Raw genomic sequence first — 19,571 nt, 5'->3', positions numbered from 1 at the left:
CGGACAGCTTCACCTACACGATCACCGATGCGGATGGCGACACCAGCACGGCGGTGGTGACGATCAATGTTGGTTCGGTAGACGATCAGCCGGTGATCGACACAGCCTCTGGCACTACACAAGTCGAAAATCTTGCGACAGCAGGCGATACGGTTGCGACGTTTACGGCAAGTGATGGTGACGGAGACGCGATTACTTACAGCATTACTAGCGGTAACCTGAATGGCTATTTTGAAATTCTGGATCCAAATAGCGGCGTCGTAACTTTGACCGCTGCGGGTGAAACGGCGCTGGCGAATGATGCACTTACCGATACGGACTACATTCTGGGCGTAACAGCAAACGACGGTTCGGTTGATTCAGCTGAAGCGACTGTGACGGTTACTTTTGCAGCTGTTAATGATGCACCGGTCAATACCATCCCAGCATCTCAGACGGTTGAAGAGTCACAATCATTATCTATAACAGGTCTGGCTATTAATGATCTGGATGACAACGGTGGCCAGTTAACCACTACGCTTTCGGTGTCTAATGGTGTATTAACCGTTGGTTCCTTGGGAGGAGCACTGGTATCGGGAAGTGGAACGTCAAGTGTTACTTTGACGGGAACAGAAGCCGAGATAAACGCAGTGCTATCGGCGCTCGATAATGTCAGCTATCAAGGCAATAGCAATTTCTCAGGTAACGATACCTTACAAATTTCAACGAATGATCAAGGCAATACAGGCACAGGCGGCGCTTTGTCCGATACAGATGCTGTGACTATCGTGGTTTCTGAAGATGTCCCTGAAGCTAATAGCGACCTTCAAAATGCCGATATGCTGGATGGCGTTTTGACAGTGGGTAATGTAATTAGCGGATTAAATGGTGGTGCTGGCTCAGCGGATACCATTGACGTTGATGGACCATTAAGTATTCAGGAGTTCTCTTTCACCAATGCATCGGGAGCTGTTGAAACAAAATCCTTTGTGACTGACACGATAGATGGTACCGATGCCACTCATGGTGATTTCTTCACTGTCCAAACCCAGTATGGTGAGTTGAATTTTTATCAGGATGGATTCTACAGTTACGATCCTGATGTGCAGCTCAGTTACGATTTTAATAATACCCTTGATGGTGCCGAACTTTACGGCTTTGATACGGATAATGGCTTCAGAACCGCTGATTTGGTGCTAGACGCCAATGGTGTGCCAACGAATGCCAATGCGACTATATCGATTAGCAATAATGGTGTTGGTGTTACAGGAAATCCAGATGGGAATCAAATCGGTGCAGGTGGTGGTGATCGCGAGTTTGTTGTCATTAATCTCGGAATAAATACCACTTCGGCAACCATTAATTTTAATAACTATAGCGGCAATGATGATGTCCGGATTATCGCCTATCGGGAAGATGGCACGGTTATCGGGTCAATCAATCGAGATGCCGATCCATTAACGGTTACCTCCGCCGATTTTGGTGAGAATTTCTACTATTTGGCGATAGGTGCCGACGATAATAACGACGAATACTATATCGATGGTATTACCATCAATCCTGCTCCAGTTTATGCAGGAGATCTCAATGATCAGATCAACTACACCGTCGTGGACAATGACGGGGATACCGATACTTCAACACTCACCTTGCGACCCTTTACCGATGCTACGGCAATTTCCGATACGGCGATGGTTTCGGAAGAGGGCTTGGCCAACGGGACGCTTGCCGGGGATGGTTCGGACGTTGCGACAGGTAACCTGCTGGCTAACGATGCGGGAATCGGAGCATCAACCAGTATTACGGAGGTTGAGGGTAATCTAGCCGATGCTAATGGCGTGATAGTTGTCACCACGCCTCTGGGAGAACTGACGGTATACACGCAAGACTTCGCTGGTAATCTGGCGGGTGATTACGAGTACGTTCTCAATAACAACAGCCTGGCAGGTGACGGAGTTACCGAAACCTTTAACTACGTGTTGAATAACGGCAATTCCGCTGACCTAACTGTCTCCGTCACAGATGATGCTCCTGTCGTGAGTAACATTGAACAGAATCTGGCGACCAGTGCCGATCCAATTACCACAAACCTGACCTTTGTTTTGGATCTTTCCGGGAGTATGAATAACCCGGCCGGTAATGGTCAAAGTTATCTGGAAACTGCTGTCGAATCGTTGAGTGCGTTGATTCGGGAAGTGGATGATATTGGTAACGTCAATGTGCAGATTGTTACATTCTCCAGTGCTGCCAGTAGCAATGGCTGGCAGGTTGACGATGTTGAAGGCGCGCTAAATTATCTGGAATCTCTGGTTGCAAATGGAGGTACTGCTTACGATGCCGCGCTGGATGCGGTCATGGCTAGCGGCCCACTGCCAACGGCAGACCAGAGTCTGGTGTATTTTATCTCCGATGGTGCCCCTAACAGTGGCAACGAAGTTGATGCAGGACAACAGACCCTTTGGGAAAATTATTTGGATGCCAATTATGATCTTTCCTTCGGAATCGGTATCGGCAATGCGCCTCTGGGTGAGCTGGAGCCGATTGCCTATCCGGAAGTAAATGGTGTCGAAGAGTATGCGGTTGTTGTTGATGATGCATCCGATCTGACCAGTACGGTACTCGAGTATTTCACTGGCAATGCGGTAACGGGCAGCATCGGGCTGCTAGGTACGGCGGGCACCGGTGGCCTTTTGGTCGGTGCCGACGGTGGCATTGTTAGCGCTATCGTAATCGATGGCGTGACTTATAATTACGATGTAAGTTCACCACAACAGACCTATAACACGGCCCTGGGCGGCGTTCTGCAAATCAACTTTGAGACGGGTGAATACAACTACAGTATTGAATTGGACCGCAACGTGTTGAATCAACACGAGCTGTTTAGTATCGAGGTGACGGATGGTGACGGCGATAGTGATACCTTCGATCTGAAATTGAATATCGATTATTACGCATCACTGGATGCCAATGCCGATAATATCATCAGTAACCTGGGAGATGGCTCGACGGTCGAAATTCCGTTGGAATTCCTTATGCACAATGATAGTGTGCCGCCCAATACCAGTATTACCGGAGTTACCCCCAATGGCAGTACGGATGCCAGTATTGTTGGTGACAGTTTGGTTATCGGCACTGTCTCCAATGGTGATCGCTTTGATTACACGTTGGAAGGTAACGGAGCCACCGACAGTACCCATGCTGATGTGGCATTAACCAGTGACAGCTCTCTAACGGGTACTCAGGAGGGGGATATACTGGTTTCGGGCTCTACCAGCACGGCGACGTCTGCTGCCCTGCTTCAGGCCCAGGTCAAGTCGGGCAATACCTATCTGGCGACGAACCAGTTTGGTTTTACATTGGCGGCGGCGTCGGCTGGACTCTGGGTGAGCAGTATCAGTATCGATCTGCGGGCCGGAGGTGATGGGGATGCATTTTTTGATACCGATCAGCCCGGTGATGCTATTAGTATCGATAGTGATACTTCGGGTATCGGCAGCCAGGGCAATATTTTCTCCACGGTTAGCGGTGACCAACCGGTTATTACGGCCAACTTTGAGCCGAACGATTTTACCGTCGGTGATGAGTTCTGGTTCTCAGTTGATGTTGATAATCTGGGCACTAACTTCGGTGATAGCCTGGCCGATGGTGGTGCCACAGTGACTGTGACCATGAGCGATGGCTCTACCCAGACTGTGACCTATAGCAGCGATGGTGCAGGCGGATCTACCGCCAATGTATTGATCCAGCCAAATATAATCGATGGTCAGGGCGGGGATGATGTGTTGATCAGCGGTGCCGGCAATGACATTTTGATCGGCGGCGAAGGGCAGGATATTTTTGCCTGGTTGACCTCGGATGCCAGCAATCCGCAATCCGATGTGGTCCAGGATTTCAGCGATGCGGATGGTGATATCCTCGATCTGTCTCACTTGCTCGAAGGTGCTACTGCTGCGACTCTGGATGATTATCTCAGTGTGGCCTTCTCGGCGACCGATACCACCATTTCGGTCGATGCCGATGGTCTGGGTAGCGATGGCACCAGTGTCAATATCACCCTGAGTGGCTGGAGCCAAACCGATTGGCAAGCGGTTTACAGTGATCTGGCGGTCGATGGTGGCGGCCAGGTAATCGGCAGCGATCTGATCGCCAAGATGCTGGATGACGGTAAGCTCAATATTGATAGTTAGGTATCCTATTGCTCCCAACAATGTTACAAGGGGCTGGTTTATCCAGCCCCTCAGGTTAGTGGAATGACGGCAAAAGCACAGTCAGACTTGAAATCAGCAAAACCAACGGATGCGTCGGTGTTGCCCGGATCAGCGCCTGCCGATCCGTTATTGAACTGTCTGGTGTTTCTGACTCGATATTACGGCAAGCCCTTTTCGGCCCAGGCCCTGGGAAATGGCTTGCCGTTGGAAAATGGTCAGCTGCCTATTCAGCAGTTCAGTCGTGCCGCAGAAAGAGGGGGGCTGACCGCCAAGTTAACCCGTTCCTCATTGAACGATGTGTCGGACCTGTTGTTGCCCTGCGTTCTGTTACTGACCGATGGGCGCGCTTGTGTGGTGCTGGCAAGGGACAGTAATAAGGGTACGGTAGATGTTACCTGGCCAGAAACCCCCGACGGCGTTGACACTCTGGCCGAGCAACAGCTGCAAGCCCTGGCTTCCGGTTATCTTTTTTTTGTTCGCAAACGCTATCGTTTTGATGCCCGGGCTCCGGAAGTCCTGAAAACCCGTGAAGGCCACTGGTTCTGGCGCACATTGAGGGAGTCGACGCCCATCTACCGGGATGTTTTGGTCGCCTCTTTTTTCCTCAGTCTGTTTGCCATCGCCTCGCCTTTGTTTGTGATGAATGTGTACGATCGGGTGGTTCCTAACGAGGCGATAGAAACCCTCTGGGTGCTGGCGATCGGTATGTTTATCGTGATCGTATTCGATTTTGTTATGAAACAGATTCGAGCCAAATTGCTGGACATAGCAGCCAAGAAAACCGATGTGCAACTGTCCTCCCGTTTGTTTGAGAAAGTGTTGGCTCTAAAGATGGAAGCAAGACCACCTTCGATCGGGGCCTTTGCTCGCAACATTCAGGAGTTTGATTCGATTCGGGACTTCATTACCTCGGCGACCATCAGTGCCTTTATCGATGTGCCTTTTTCCATCCTCTTTATTGTGGTGATTGCCCTGGTTGGAGGCCCGATTGCCTTTATTCCTGTGGTCGCAATGATTCTGATGGTGCTCTATGGCTTTTACATTAAAGGCAAGATGCGTTTGCACGTTGAACAGGGCGGACGCTTTTCTACCCAGAAACACGCGCACCTGATCGAAGCCGTTTCCGGTCTGGAGAGCTTGAAGATCAATGGCGCTGAAAGCCAGTTCCAGCAGAAATGGGAAGAACTGGTTGGCAATAACGCCATCTGGAATGTGGAAATGCGCCGTTATGCTGCTTCGGTTGGCAATGTCAGCTCTTTTATTCAACAACTGAGCACGGTGTTGATCGTCGCCGGAGGTGTGTTCCTGATCAGCGATGGCGCCATGTCGATGGGTGCCATGATTGCTGCGGTCATGCTCAGTGGTCGTGCCATGGGGCCCTTTTCCCAGGTGGCGATGTTGACCACGCGATATAACCAGGCGGAGTCGACTTTGGCGGGTCTTGATGAAATCATGAAGATGCCGGAAGAGAATATGGATCGGAATCTCCATCGTCCCTATATTGATGGCCGCATCGAGTTTGATAACGTCAGTTTTGCCTATCCGGGAAGCCAGGTTCCTGCACTCGACTCGGTGTCTTTCTCCATTCAACCGGGGGAAAAGGTGGCGATCATCGGACGCATTGGAGCCGGAAAAACCACGGTCGAAAAATTGTTGTTGGGTTTTTACCAGCAAAGCGCCGGCTCGATTCGGGTCGATGGCATCGATATTCAGCAAATCAGCCCCGCCGATGTGCGGCAAAAAGTGGGTTGCCTGCCGCAAGATATTCATCTGTTCTTCGGCTCCATTCGGGATAATATTACCGTTGGTGTACCCCATGTGGATGACGCCAAAGTTATCAGGGCTGCCGAATTGGCGGGGGTGAATGCCTTTACCAACCTGGACCCCGAGGGTCTGGATCGCCAGGTTGGCGAACGAGGGCAGTATCTCTCCGGCGGTCAGCGTCAGGCGGTCGCTCTGGCACGCGCGCTGCTGTTTAATCCACCGATTATGGTGCTGGATGAACCGACCAGTAACATGGATAACTCCGCCGAGACCGGGGTTCGTCAACGATTAAAAAGCCTTACCCAGGACAAAACCTTCCTGTTAATCACCCACAAAATGTCGATGTTGGAATTGGTCGATCGAGTCATCGTGATGGAACGGGGTAAATTGATTCTGGATGGCCCAAGACAATCCGTATTACAGCGTTTAGCGGAGGGCAAAGTTCGTGCGCAATAAAGACGAACAGCCAGTCAACGCCAGTTCAGCCCCTGACTCGGTGTTGGCTGATAAGGCCGCTTCCAATGGTTCTCCGGTGCGTGAAGCCGATCTCTATTATGTCAACGACACCAGTGCCGCGATGCTGTTGAGCGCGCCACGGCACACACGGCAACTGCTTTACCTGATTGCTGCCTTTATAACGTCGGCCTTGATATGGGCCTCGTTTGCCGAGTTGGACGAAGTCACGGTCGGTATTGGCCGGGTGATTCCTTCCAAGCAGTTGCAGGTGGTGCAAAATCTGGAAGGGGGCATTGTTAAAGAGATCTATGTCACCGAAGGAGACCTGGTCGAACAGGGGCAACCATTACTGCTGATCGACGACACCCGATTCCGTTCCGACTTGCGTGAGAGTCTGCAAGAGCGTGCCAACCTGCAAGGCGAAATTGCCCGCCATAAAGCTGCGTTGCAAAGCGTCCAGATAGACGAGCAAAGCAAGGCCGATAACTGGCGCTCACTGGTGCGGATCAATATGGCGGTATTGCCCCTGGATGAGGAGTTCCAGCTGCAATACCCCAATGTCATGCTCAGGGAGCAAGCGGGGTTGATGGAGCACCTTAACAACCTGCGTAGCCAGCTGAATATTATTGAACGCCAGGTGGCGCAAAAAGAGCAGGAGCAGGTCGAGCTGGCCTCGAAAATTTCCCATCTGGAAGCCTCCTATCGTCTGGTTCAGGAGGAGCTGTCGCTGACCGAGCCTCTGGCCCGAGAAGGGGTGGTTTCCCGGGTCGAACTGATCAAACTGGAACGACAGGTAAACGAGATTCAGAGTGAACTCAATGGCTCGCGCCTGATGGCTCCGAAGGTGAGTTATGCGCGTCAGGAACTGATCTCCAAGCACCGTGAAGTGGCGTTTAAATTTCGCTCGGAAACCCAGAATGAATTGAACGATCTGGAAGGCGCCTGGTCACAAATGAGCGAATCCCAGATCGGTTTGCTCGATCGGGTTGAACGTACCACGGTACTGTCTCCGGTTAAGGGAACGGTAAAGCAGATCAATATCACGACAGTAGGCGGGGTTATTCAGCCGGGTATGGATATTGTCGAAATCGTACCGATTGAGGACAATTTGTTAATTGAGGCAAAAATATTACCGAAAGATATCGCCTTTCTTCGTCCTGGACTCGAAGCTGTTGTAAAATTCACCGCCTATGACTTTGCTATTTACGGTGGCTTGACCGGTAAACTGGAACAGATCAGCGCGGATACTATAGAAGATGAAGAGGGCAATAGTTTCTATCAGGTACGTGTGCGTACCGAAAAGAACTACCTCGGTGATCAAAGCAAGCCGTTGCCCATTATTCCTGGAATGATGGCGGAAACGGATGTAATTACAGGGAAAAAGTCGGTTTTGGATTATCTGTTGAAACCGATTCTACGCGCCAAACAACAGGCGTTAAGGGAAAGATGAATGTGGGATGTATCGAGAGTTACCCTATGAGAATCGTTTTTAGTAAGACGACGAAAGCCATTGCAGTAGTCGCCAGTTTATCGAGTATGAGTCTGCCTGCCTGGGCCCAGTCCCTCGAGGAAGCCGTCGCCCATACGCTGGATACCAATCCGGAAATCAGAGTGGTGTTTAACCGCTTTAAGGCACGGCAAGAGCAAGTGGCTCAGGCCCGTGGTGGTTATCTGCCATCGCTGGATGTCGATGCCGGAGTAGGGCCAGAATACAACAATACGCCAGGTTTTCGGGCTACAGGTGAGGATGGCGTTAACGAGACTCGACAAGAGTTTGGCATTAGCCTGCGACAAATGTTGTTCGATGGTTTTGAAACCAGTTATAACGTTGACCGCACCACTGCCGAAACGGAAGCCGAACAATACAGTCTGCTGGCCGAAGCTGAAAACAAGGCGTTGCAAGTCAGCGAGGTGTATCTTCAGGTGCTGGAAGCGCAACAGTTGTTTGAGTTGTCAGAAAGAAACCTCAAGACCCATCTGGAAATTCATAAGCAGATTCGTCAGCGTACCGAATCGGGATTGGGATCCGCCTCGGATCTGTCCCAGATTAATGCCCGGGTTGCCTTGGCACGCAGTAATCTGATTGCCGCGCGAAACAACCAGGTGGATGCCGAAACCTCCTTTTTCCGTGTGGTAGGTCAACGAGCCCAAGCGCTGGTGCAGCCCGTGGCCGATCAAACGATGCTGCCGGAATCCGAAGAGGCGGCCATTATCCAGGGGGTTGAATTTAACCCGACGTTGTTATCCGCGCGCAAGGATATTGATGCCGCCCATGCTCAGCATGACGGTTCACGCAGTAATTTTTACCCGGAGTTCACCTTTGAAGTACAGGGGCGATCGGATAATGATATCGATGGTATAGAGGGCTATAACGAACAGCTCGCGGCCATGATTCGTATGCGTTACAACCTGTTTAATGGTGGCCGGGACAGCGCTCGGGTGCGGGAGACGGCGTACCAGATTAATGAAGCCAAGGAAGTGAACGACCGTGCCTATCGGCAGTTGGAAGAGGGTATCGGTTTATCCTGGAGCGCCTATGAATTTATCGCTGAGCAGATGACCTATCTTAAACAACACGTTGAGGCTGCCTTTGCTACTCGAGAAGCCTATAAAAAACAGTTCAAGTTAGGCAAACGTTCGTTGCTCGATTTGCTCGATACGGAAAATGAGCTTTTTGAAGCTCGCCGCTCCTTTGTTGTCGCTGAAACCGAGTTTGTAATTTCCCAGTATCGATTGCTCAATGCTTCGGGCCAGTTACTGTCTTCATTGCGGGTGCAGGCACCACCGAAATGGCAGTTGGGTGCTAAATAATGCAGCAGGTTTTAGCTATTTCAATGTTCAGTATCCTGGTGGCCGGTTGTGCCAATACGGATATTGTTGAGCTGAATGACATGACACCCCAACAGTTGCTGGAGGATAGTGACCGCGACGGCGTGATCGATGCGCGGGATCGTTGTGAGAATACTGAGAGCGGCGCCAATATCGATAATGGCGGATGCAGTAAGGCCAGCATTGAATCGCTGGATGTCACCCTGGAACTTAATTTCAAACATGACTCCGCACAGTTGGCGGATGATGATATAAAACGCGTTGCTGCTCTGGCGCAGTATCTAAAACTGTACCCCTCGGCGACGGCGGTATTGGATGGTCATACCAGCAAAGTGGGTGGTGGGAATTACAACTTCGAACTCGGCTTGGCACGGGCGCGAGCCGTTCGCGATACCCTGGTGTCTGAATATGGTATTGCCGCCGAGCGCATAGATATAGCTTCCTATGGTTACCAGCGCCTGAAGCGGCAGGGACTGGACGAAAACGCCCATGCCAGTAATCGTCGTGTGGAGGTTGATGCTGGCGGGGTAAAACTGGCCCAGCATATTATGAAATGGACGATCTACACCTCTGCACAATAGTCCAGCGGTTTTGGGGCTGGCATTGTCAGTCTCTGGGCACAGAACCATCAAGCAAAAAATATAAGAAAACCTGTTCCGGTAAACCTTTCTCAAATAAGCCCTGCACCTTATTGCGTTACGCTGTGAATCCAGACTGTTCTGTAGATCGTAGTCCAGCTAACCTGTGTCTAGCGAGCTGTGCTTAAGGCAATGTAGGATGAACGGATTGTGCGGGAGGCAGCGACAATGAAAATCGGTCGAATCATAGTGGGCGGCGTATTATTAATAGCCGTACTGGCTGTCGGTGGCTACGGCTACATTGTTAATGTTTACCTTCCTCCACCGATCGATGAGCAGTGGTTAATTGCTTCACCGACCAGTCATAACAACAACGCTGTAACGGTCCGGTTTTCCGGTACCTCCACCCTGTTGTTTGATGATGGTGATACCGCCTGGATGGTCGATGGCTGGTTCAGTCGACCGGGTGCGCTGCGCTTACTGTTCGGCACTATTGCCCCCGATCTGGAGGCTATTGAATACGGTTTGCAGGCCAATCAGGTGTCAACTCTGGCGGCGGTTTTTCCTGTTCACTCCCATTATGATCATGCTATGGATTCCCCGGAGGTGGCGAAGCGAACCGGGGCTGTTTTACTCGGTTCGGAAGCGACGGCCAATATTGGGCGGGGCTGGAATGTACCGGAGACGCAAATCCGAGTGGTTGAAAATCGCCAGCCGATCAAGCTCGGAAACATTATTGTAACGCCCATCGAGTCACGTCATTTCGACTTCCGAGATCCGCAGGTCAGGAAACGGTTGTTGGAGCGCCCTGATATAGATAAACCCCTGGTGCCACCGGTTAAGGCGTTCGATTATCGCTTGGGCAAGGTCTATGTGTTGCACGTAACACACCCTCGTGGCAGCTGGTTGATTGTCGGTAGTGCAGGCTCTAAACCCGGCTCATTGGCGGGTATCAAGGCCGATACGGTTTTTCTCGGTGTGGGCGGCATCGGCTCACAAAGTGCGGCGTATCGTGAAGCCTTCTGGAAAGAAACGGTAGGGCAGGTTACACCGCAGCGGGTGATTCCCATTCATTACGACAGTCTGTTGGCTCCGATAACAGATCCTATACGTGGGCCTTCGGTTGCAGAAAATCTGTTTGCCGGCGGGTTGGAGGAGACACGGCATTTTTTGCAAAAGAAAGCGGCTGATCATCCGGCTATCGAGTTCAAGGTATTGCCAAAATTCGACAAGGTTGTTTTGTATCCCTGACCTTTTATCTATAAATCCTGTGATGTTGGCAGTGGCAGGCGACCAAAGCATGATGGTCCCTGCCACGTGGTGAGCCGGCCTTATCTCTGTCTCACTTATTCATTCGCAGCACGAGGTTTGTGCCCGTCGCGAAGTCGTTCGATGTTGTCCCCCGCCAGGGTATGGCCCGATATCTCAAAGGCGCGGCCAAAGTCTTTCACGTAACGTCCGCCAAGAGGGGTTAGCCTGAACAGATTAAAATCGCTAAGCACCGCCAGTTTGTTAATCCGGTCGCCGTGTTTGTTGGATAGGCACTCGATGCCTGACTGATAAGCCTCGGAATCCAGAGCAACAGGATGAGCCTCGACCTGATAACTGACGCGAATCCGAGCAAAGATAGAAGCCGCTTCGGTTTCATCTTCTACAACCTGTACGGCCGCTCGCTTGTCACGCTTCAAGTTTTTTCCATGAAGAGCAATATCGCTGAGTAAAACGAAAATGCTATTGTCGTCCACAGCGAAAGGTGCGTACGATGCGTAGGGAGCACCCTGTTCGTCGAGGCTGGCCAGGCTCAGTGTTTTTCGGTGATTGAGAAAGGCAATAATCTCTTCACCCAGTTTCTGTTCCAGATGTTTGTTTTTCATGAATAGACCTAAGTTGAATGTGTGATGTGAAAGCAATCAATCAGTGCTGATGGCTTGAAGGGTTGTTTTCGAATATCTGTCTTTAAGTGCCAGGAACGCTGAGACCTGATGCTCGTATAAAACGCCTTGTTGGTCGCGGCCAATAAATATTTTGAAAATACAGTTGCCCTGCACATCGTTAAAAACCAATGCGTAGCTTTGTCGACCTCTGTGCGCTTTATCCTGAAACTGGAGATGACGAATCTGTGCCAGATTAATATGGCCTTCAAAGCCCCACTCACTCTTCAGGTTATAAAAACCCTGACCGAGTTCTCCTTTCGGAAAGGGGCCTTTAAACTCAAATACGCTACCTCCATGCAGAATGATTGTGGTGGTATATCCCCAATCGGATACTTCTTGAAGCAGTTCAATTAATTTGTTGTTTTCAACACTCATGCCGCTTTGTCCCGTTTGGTGGTCACAGGGCGTATCGCGATTGATGCGGTTACGCCCATAAGTTAGAAACTGTATTTCAGAGAAATTTTGGTTGACCGCCCAGGCTCAGAGACTTCCGACCAAGCCACCTGATAGTTTTTATCGAACAGGTTGGCAATGGAGAAATCTACCTTTACCCCATCGAGCATAGCTCCGGAAGGTTCCCAGGTGGCGTACAGGTCGGTCAGGGTATAACCCTCATAGGTCTCTCGTGTATCGGGTACCCGATCCTGTCGGCTGGCGTGTAGCACCCGTGCGCCGAGTTTGGTATCGATATCCCAGAAGCCGTAATTAACATCGGCAGTCCACTTGTTGGCAGGAATGTCGGGTAGTGCATCTTTGGTTGTACCCGTGGCCAGGGTGGTTTTATGGGTGCCTCGAGTTTGTCCGTAGTTGATGGCCGCGTTGAAGGCGCCAACCTGGTAATCGGTTTCCACTTCAAAGCCCCATAGCTCGGCATCACGGGCGTTTTTGTGAGTCGAGGTGCCGGTGATACAGTTGCAGGCGGGAGGCGGGCCAAAGTCAGCTTCGGTAATAACATCCAGATAGATAAAATCCTCTACGTCGTTTTTAAACGCCGTTGCGGTAATGCTCAAGCGATCATCGGCCAACAGATGGTCGAATTCCAGATTCACACCCAGCTCAATATTTTCGGCTTTCTCCGGCTTCAGGTCAGGGTTGGCAACAAAGTTGTTATCCCAGCCCGGGGCGCCATAGTTAAAGTGAGTGCCTTGAATATAAAGTTCGTAAGAGTTGGGTGCTCGAAAGGCTTCATCGTAGCGCAGCGACCAGCGCATCCAGTCGGTCGCTTGCCAGCGGATTCCAGCAGAGGCAGAAAGCTCTGATTCGTCGGAGCTGGTGTTGATATCTTTTGACTCGGTGGAAAAGTCGTCGTAGCGAAGGCCCACCTCGGCCTGTACCGATGAGGTTATATCATGGGTCAGCGTAGTGAATATTCCCCAGGTGTCACTTTCCGCTTTGGATGGCGGATTGGGACGATTGCCGGAAGGGTTGCTGGCATTCACTGCGCGTCCTGTTCTTATATCATCGTGGTAGCCATCGATACCGACCAGGGCCGTGGTGGCACCAAAGTCAAAACGGTTTAACAGGTTGATGCCGAGGGTTTCGACATCGCTCTTGTCGTTACCGCCGAAGGTGTTATTTTCCCGGTTTTCGGTTTCGTTGTAATAAATTTTGGCATCAAAATTAAGGTAGTCGGATGAACCTTTGTGTGAGTAGTCGAGGGCCGCGTGGGTGTCTTTTACTTCGCGGTCAATCAAATTATCTTTTACATTCAGGGCATCGTCGGCCGAACCCACGGTGGGAGGGTGGCCATCCAGATCGGCGTATCGATACTGTGCTTGCAAACGTTGATGTGAGTCGATGTTAAAGCCGAGCTTGGTTAATAGAGTCCGGTTCAGGGATTCGGTACCGTACAGACTGTTGCCATTTCCCTGCTCCATGGCATCGCTGTCGCGATAGGTGCCAGCGACCAGGGCATCGACCTGGCCGAAGGTTGCACCGAAGCCGGCGGTGGTGGTGAAAATATCCCCATTGTCCTGATAGCCTTGTTTGACAAAGCCGCCAATCTCTTCGCCCTCTTTGATGAGGTCCTGGGCATCGATGGTATTTTGCACCACCACACCACCGATGGCGCCGGAGCCCCATAAACTGCTGGAAGGGCCTTTGAGTACTTCGATCGATTGCAGTAATTCCGGATCGAGAAAATAGGAAGGGCGGTGAGCGAAGTTGGTATTGGAGCGCGCACCATCGATCACCTGTAACACCTTGTCACCCTGCAGCCCACGAATATTGATCTTCTGGTTTCCGGGGACGGCGCCGCCAGAAACGCTGACATTGGCCTCACGTGAGACCGCATCAGCGGTGGAATTGGGTTGGCGCTCTTCGAGATTTTCCTTGTCGATCACCACAATGGGTCGATTGACCTCTTTCACGTCTTGTTCGACGCGTGTGGCGTTGACAGTTACTTTTTTGAATTGGGTAACCTGCTCCGAGTGGGATGGCGAGTGTTCTGTTTCTGCTGCTAGAGAATGAGAGAGCAACAAGCACCCCAAACCGCTGATTATTGAGGAGGATGTTTTTGGCACAGCGTACTTCCTGTCTATGTGTTGTTGGTGTTTTTGGCGTCAGGGACGGGCGCCCCGACGTTGGTTTCAGTGCCCGAAAGGCCCTTGTGTAACTCATATCCTTACGGGATGAATCGTTGCAAATGATAATCGTTTTCATTAATATTGCAATACGAATGAGAATTATTACTATTTTGGGTCTATGATCATAACGGAATGTAAAATGCTGGAATCAGGGTATTGGCTGCGCGTGTTTTCCATCACGCTCGCGCTGGGGGTGTCTGCTCTGGTGTTGCCCTATGCAGAAGCCCTGGTAGCGGATGCGCAGCCGACTGGCTCCATCGCGCGCCAGTCGATTGCTTTGTCGCTGGCCTTCTCGCAACCCGTGTCAACGGCACTTACACCTTCCTTAACGCCTTCGTCCAGGCCTTCTGTAACGCCGGCTCCAAAACCCCGGACAGACGAGCCTGCTATATCGGCCGAAGAGATAACGCCAAACCCTCAAGACCGTGGGCAACTTGCGAAGAAGGTACAACCAAATGTCAGCAAGTCCTCTCTCAATAAGGCCTTAAACGCGAACAAAGCCAATCCATCGTCGAGGGGCGCAGGTCAACGACAAACCCCGAAACTAGCCGCGGCACCCGAAAAGCTAGTGCTGGTTCAAGAGAAGCAGAATAACGGCCCTGAGCCGTCAGCCTCAGCAACTTCGAGTCATCTCAGTAAGGCGGTTGAACAAACGGGGGTTCATGACGACATCGAACGGGAACCCAGTTTCCGCTCGACGCCCCAACCACCGATCTATCCCCGTACAGCGAGAAAGCGCGGGCAGCAGGGTATTGTGTGGCTGGATGTGTGGTTGGATAGCCGAGGCGAGCAAACCCGCCTGGAGGTGTTTGACAGCTCGGGTGTGGCGCAGCTGGATAGGGCAGCGGTTCAGGCCGTTGCACGATGGGAATTTGAACCGCGACGAGTGGCGGGTCGCTCGCTGGCATCCCGAGTGCGTATACCGGTTCATTTCACACTCAATTAAACCTTTTTATTTTAGATTCTTTTTGGAAACGCTATGAACATGGAAATGATTCAGCAGCAGCTGGGACCACTGACAGTGCCCATGCTGGTGTTGTCCCTGCTGGTATTAATTGTCTTAATCGAAAATAGCCTGCGATTGCTGTATGCCAGTATGCGCTGGTTGCCGGTTGCTGAGGTAACAAGCAACCTGGAGTCATCGTCCCCGAATGGACAGGTAATGAATCGAAAGGATCATGAACGAGTGAAACGCTTGCCCCTGGTGGCAGCTCAGGGTGTTCATCTGTTATCACAGCATTGCTCTCAACCGAAAGAAATACGCGAAGAGATTTCCGCCATCTGGCTCTTGCAACGCAAGCGCAAGCTGTCTTCCGGTCTTCGGGTGTTACAAGCCATTGCCGTGCTTGCGCCCTTGCTGGGCTTACTGGGTACGGTATTGGGTTTGATTCGAGTGTTTGATGACCTTTCGATTGTCAGTGGGCCGATAGAACCTTCGATGCTGGCCGCAGGCTTGAGTTTGGCCATGTACACCACGGCGGCAGGATTATTGATCGCCATGCCGGCCATTATCGGCGTGCAAGGCTTTTCCATCTGGGTCGACCGGCTACTCAATAGTGCAGAGCATGTGATGAATCACTTCAATCTGATGATGGAAGGAGTTCGCTTTGAGGACGATCCACAATCAGTCAATGGCGTGCTATCGGCACAAGCCGAGCAAACCACAGCAAAACAAGCAGCAATCGCCAAACAAGCAATCATTGAATCAGAAACAGTACAACACGATATTCAGCCCAGGCATCAGGCAGATCCACTGAACAATCCCAATGGGCAAAATACGTTGAGGGAAGCCACAGCATGATCCGGGCGCATTCAACGCAGACGGAAAGCGATTCACCGACTCTGGAATTGACGCCCATGATCGATATCGTGTTTATCGTTATCGTGTTTTTGTTGATCACCGCGAACGCGCCCCTGTTGAAATTACCGGTCAACATACCTGAGGCAAATGAGCATCCCTCGGCCGAGATCGCTGATCCGGAAACCTTACTGATTACCGTTGGCTCAGTCGACTCTCCCTGGTTGATGGAGGAAGACGAGTATAAGAGTTGGGATAGTTTGAAAGCTGCGTTGGAAAACCGGTTGTCGGGAATTACATCCGCTTCGGATTTACGGGTATCCATTGCTGCCGATCGTCAGGCACCGGTGGAATCGTTGGTTAACTTGATGGCCTTTCTCAGCGAACGTCAGCTGGCCGACGTGCAGATCCTAATGCGTCACCAGGACTGAGGCATTTCGTTTATGGCCTGTCAGCCAAGGTAAGAACCCCTCGAATTTTGTGTAAACAGTACCGTTCTATTTTTTCAGGAGAATCCCCAGTGAATCGAGTCGCTAATAAATTGGCCGGTAGGTTAAATGCCGGGCCGATCCGTTTGTTTCTGTTAACGCAGTGCTGTCTGGCCATGCTGCTGATGGTTCCGGTAGCTACTGCTGTGGCGGAGTCTTTGAGCTCGAACGAAAAGCAGCAGCGTATTATCAGTACCGATGCCGGTACAACCGAAATCATTATTGCCCTTGGCAAGGGGGAATCGCTTGTCGGGGTGGATGTCACCAGTAGTCTGCCCGAGACGTTATCGCCTGCCAAGGTTGGCTATCATCGTAACCTGGCCGCCGAAGGCTTGTTGAGCCTGGCGCCCTCGATGATCTTTGGTAATGAGCATATTGGCCCGAAAGAAACGGTGGATGCACTGAAGCGGGCGCAGGTGCGTCTGGTGTTGCAGCCAACGGCAACAGCACCGCAACAGCTCGTGGACAATATCCAGCAAGTTGCCCGGGTGTTGGATATTTCCGGTGATGCTCTGATTCGTCAGGTAGACCAGGCACAGCGTTCTATTAATGAGCGTTTATCATTGCGCAACAACAGCGAGACAAGCAATGCCGTATTTATTTTGTATTTGCAGGGCCGCGGGTTTAAGCAAGCGGGTGCGGGTACTTCCGGTGATGCCCTATTGCAGTTGTTGGGGGTAAAAAACGATGCCAGTTATAAAGGCTATAGATCCATTTCTGCGGAAGGGTTACTGGCGATACAACCCGATCTTGTGTTGATTGCTAGTCAGGATCCAGGCGCGGTGGATCAGCTGTTGCAGCAGTACCCCGTGTTAAAACACAGCCAGGCGTTTAAGAATCAGAAAATGTTGGTTGTGGATGCCAGTACCTTGGTGTCGGGCATCAGCATCGGTGCTATGAACGAAGCGGCACGTCTGGCGCAAGCCTTATGATGTTTTTTCAGTGTCATTATCAATGGGTAGTGCTTCAACGGAGTGGCGATTTCTAATGGCTGTTTCTGGAAACAACAAGCGACTCTCGGTTGAGGCATTGCAGCTTCCCCTGGTGCTGATGTTGTTGCTGTTAGTGGTGTGTTCGGTGATCAGCGGGCCGTTAAAACTGCCAATAGTGCAAAGCCTGATCTCTATCTGGGACGGTATTTGGGGCAGTGAACTGAGCTCATTGCAACCCTATGAAAAGGTTGTGATCTGGGACTTGCGTCTACCCCGTACCCTGTTGGCGTTGCTGGTTGGTGCTCTGTTGGCGCAGTGCGGAGTTGTGATGCAGGGCGTGTTTCGAAATCCATTAGCCGATCCGGGAATTATCGGTGTGGCCTCCGGTGCGGCCCTGGGCGCCGCATTAGCCATTGTCTTGTTACCCATCAGCGTGCAGTGGCTGACGGTACCGCTGATGTCTTTTGGTGGAGGCCTGCTGACCACCTGGGTGGTTTATGGCTTGTCCAAAAATGAAGCGGGTACCTCGGTTGTTGTGTTGTTGCTGGCGGGGGTGGCGATTGCGGCATTTTGTGGCGCGTTGATTGGCCTGTTGACCTATGTGGCGAACGATCAAGCGCTGCGAGATTTGAGCCTGTGGCAGATGGGGTCTTTGGCATCCGCCTCTAACTGGGATCTGCTGCTTTGCGTGATCACTCTGGTAACCGTGATGTTTTTTTTCCACCGCAAGTCCGAGGCGCTGAATGCTTTGCTGTTAGGCGAAGCCGAAGCCCGGCATCTGGGCATAGAGGTGGAACGGTTAAAACAACAATGCATTTGTGTCACAGCCATTGGTGTTGGTGTCGCGGTATCCGTATCGGGAGTGATCGGTTTTGTCGGGTTGGTCGTGCCTCATCTGGTGCGGATGTTGGTGGGGCCAGATCATCGGGCCGTGTTACCACTGTCGGCCTTGTTCGGTGGCGGATTGCTGCTCCTGGCCGATCTGGGGGCAAGAAGCTGGATGAGTCCGGCAGAAGTTCCGGTGGGTCTGGTGACGGCCGGTTTGGGTGCGCCCTTTTTTATGCTGTTGCTCTATCAGCGACGCCAACAGCTTCATTAGGAAAACCATATGACGGTTACAACCTGCTTAGCCGACGCTCCTCTGCTGTCGATCCGGCAACTCTCTATTACTGCAGGTAAAAAGGTGTTGTTGGATATTCCACAGCTCTCGGCCCGTGGTGGTGAGTTTATTGGTTTGTTGGGTGCCAACGGGGCGGGGAAGTCGACGCTGTTTAAAAGTATTACCGGAGAAATGAAAGGGCAGGGAGAGTTGTTCTTCCATGACAGACCTGTTTCCTCCTGGCCGGCTCGGGAACTGGCTCGTCATCTGGCGGTCTTGCCCCAGGCAAGCCAGCTGAATTTTCCATTTATCGCTGAGGAGGTTGTGGCAATGGGCTTGATACCCTTAAGTGCTGGAGCTTCGGAGTCTCGGCGATTGATTCATGACGCGATGCAACAAACCGATACGTTGCAGTTCTCTGATCAACTCTATACCCAGTTATCGGGAGGAGAGCGCCAGAGGGTTCATTTAGCGCGCACATTGGTGCAGCTTTCTCAGGCCGAGCAGGCGCCGCTGTTTTTGCTCGATGAGCCAACTTCTGCCCAGGATCTTGGGCAGCAGCACCAGATATTGGCATTGCTGCAATCATTGTGTCGAACACAGGGATGGACGGTCATAGCCATTTTGCACGACCTAAATCAGGCGCTTGGATATTGTGATCAGGTCTGGTTATTAAACCGAGGCGAATTGGTGGATACCGGTGCCCCGGAGCAAGTGATTACTCCGCAACAAGTCGCTCAGGTTTGGGGCTATCAATCCGAAATCGTTTGTGCCGGAGAGAGGCAGGTACTGATTTAAGACACCTCTGATTAATTCAGATGAACTTTGGCTTTCAGGCGAATCCAGAATCGCGGCACGTCTTTGCAGTAAGGTCCAGACCTTTCAAAAAGGCGTAACAAAGAGTCTGGGTTCGCCTGAAAG

15 protein-coding genes are annotated in these 19,571 nt (G+C 51.4%); 12 read left to right on the top strand and 3 right to left on the bottom strand.

Going from position 1 to position 19,571, the window contains the following annotated elements; translation table 11 throughout:
* From MIB40_RS17640 to MIB40_RS17615, 6 genes are all read left to right on the top strand, one after another.
* The coding region (locus MIB40_RS17640) for a beta strand repeat-containing protein (protein WP_249696819.1) at positions 1-4,166 on the top strand (4,166 nt) is incomplete at its 5' end.
* A 63-nt stretch (positions 4,167-4,229) separates the two neighbouring features.
* The gene (locus MIB40_RS17635; RefSeq protein ID WP_249696818.1) at positions 4,230-6,407 is read left to right on the top strand and encodes a type I secretion system permease/ATPase; all 2,178 of its coding nucleotides are present in this window, start codon (positions 4,230-4,232) and stop codon (positions 6,405-6,407) included.
* A complete protein-coding gene (locus tag MIB40_RS17630; protein WP_249696817.1) occupies positions 6,397-7,857 on the top strand; it encodes an HlyD family type I secretion periplasmic adaptor subunit in 1,461 nt (486 codons plus the stop codon). The genes MIB40_RS17635 and MIB40_RS17630 overlap by 11 nt, the downstream gene beginning before the upstream one ends.
* Positions 7,858-7,883: 26 nt before the next feature.
* Positions 7,884-9,218, top strand: a complete 1,335-nt coding sequence (locus MIB40_RS17625) for a TolC family outer membrane protein (RefSeq protein WP_249696816.1) — start codon at positions 7,884-7,886, stop codon at positions 9,216-9,218.
* Positions 9,218-9,817: an OmpA family protein gene (locus MIB40_RS17620; protein WP_249696815.1), complete on the top strand. Its 600-nt coding sequence runs from the start codon at positions 9,218-9,220 to the stop codon at positions 9,815-9,817. Before MIB40_RS17625 ends, MIB40_RS17620 begins: the two co-directional genes overlap by 1 nt.
* Positions 9,818-10,042: 225 nt before the next feature.
* A complete protein-coding gene (locus tag MIB40_RS17615) occupies positions 10,043-11,065 on the top strand; it encodes an MBL fold metallo-hydrolase (RefSeq protein ID WP_249696814.1) in 1,023 nt (340 codons plus the stop codon).
* A gap of 95 nt (positions 11,066-11,160) precedes the next feature.
* Here the strand turns inward: MIB40_RS17615 and MIB40_RS17610 are convergent, their stop codons facing one another.
* The 3 genes from MIB40_RS17610 to MIB40_RS17600 form a co-directional block, all read right to left on the bottom strand.
* Positions 11,161-11,688 (bottom strand): HugZ family pyridoxamine 5'-phosphate oxidase, encoded by a 528-nt coding sequence (locus MIB40_RS17610; RefSeq protein ID WP_249696813.1) that lies wholly within the window; start codon positions 11,686-11,688, stop codon positions 11,161-11,163.
* 36 nt (positions 11,689-11,724) lie between these two features.
* Positions 11,725-12,123 carry a heme utilization cystosolic carrier protein HutX gene (gene hutX / locus MIB40_RS17605; protein ID WP_249696812.1) on the bottom strand — a complete coding sequence of 133 codons (399 nt, stop codon included), beginning with the start codon at positions 12,121-12,123 and terminating at the stop codon, positions 11,725-11,727.
* A 62-nt stretch (positions 12,124-12,185) separates the two neighbouring features.
* Positions 12,186-14,270, bottom strand: coding sequence for a TonB-dependent hemoglobin/transferrin/lactoferrin family receptor (locus tag MIB40_RS17600; protein WP_249696811.1), 2,085 nt, complete (start codon positions 14,268-14,270; stop codon positions 12,186-12,188).
* Between the two features lie 202 nt (positions 14,271-14,472).
* Here MIB40_RS17600 and MIB40_RS17595 point away from each other — a divergent pair, with 202 nt between their 5' ends.
* From MIB40_RS17595 to MIB40_RS17570, 6 genes are all read left to right on the top strand, one after another.
* Complete coding sequence (locus tag MIB40_RS17595; protein WP_249696810.1) at positions 14,473-15,279, top strand: energy transducer TonB; 807 nt, start codon at positions 14,473-14,475, stop codon at positions 15,277-15,279.
* Positions 15,280-15,312: 33 nt separating this feature from the next.
* Complete coding sequence (locus tag MIB40_RS17590; RefSeq protein WP_249696809.1) at positions 15,313-16,134, top strand: MotA/TolQ/ExbB proton channel family protein; 822 nt, start codon at positions 15,313-15,315, stop codon at positions 16,132-16,134.
* Positions 16,131-16,562, top strand: a complete 432-nt coding sequence (locus tag MIB40_RS17585) for an ExbD/TolR family protein (RefSeq protein WP_249696808.1) — start codon at positions 16,131-16,133, stop codon at positions 16,560-16,562. Before MIB40_RS17590 ends, MIB40_RS17585 begins: the two co-directional genes overlap by 4 nt.
* A gap of 89 nt (positions 16,563-16,651) precedes the next feature.
* The gene (locus MIB40_RS17580; protein WP_249696807.1) at positions 16,652-17,551 is read left to right on the top strand and encodes a heme/hemin ABC transporter substrate-binding protein; all 900 of its coding nucleotides are present in this window, start codon (positions 16,652-16,654) and stop codon (positions 17,549-17,551) included.
* Between the two features lie 55 nt (positions 17,552-17,606).
* Positions 17,607-18,650 (top strand): FecCD family ABC transporter permease, encoded by a 1,044-nt coding sequence (locus tag MIB40_RS17575; RefSeq protein ID WP_249696806.1) that lies wholly within the window; start codon positions 17,607-17,609, stop codon positions 18,648-18,650.
* Between the two features lie 9 nt (positions 18,651-18,659).
* The gene (locus tag MIB40_RS17570; protein WP_249696805.1) at positions 18,660-19,448 is read left to right on the top strand and encodes a heme ABC transporter ATP-binding protein; all 789 of its coding nucleotides are present in this window, start codon (positions 18,660-18,662) and stop codon (positions 19,446-19,448) included.
* Positions 19,449-19,571 lie beyond the last annotated feature (123 nt).

It is taken from the genome of Aestuariirhabdus haliotis (assembly GCF_023509475.1).
Taxonomy (GTDB): Bacteria; Pseudomonadota; Gammaproteobacteria; order Pseudomonadales; family Aestuariirhabdaceae; genus Aestuariirhabdus; species Aestuariirhabdus haliotis.
This window is presented reverse-complemented; position numbering and strand designations above follow the sequence as displayed.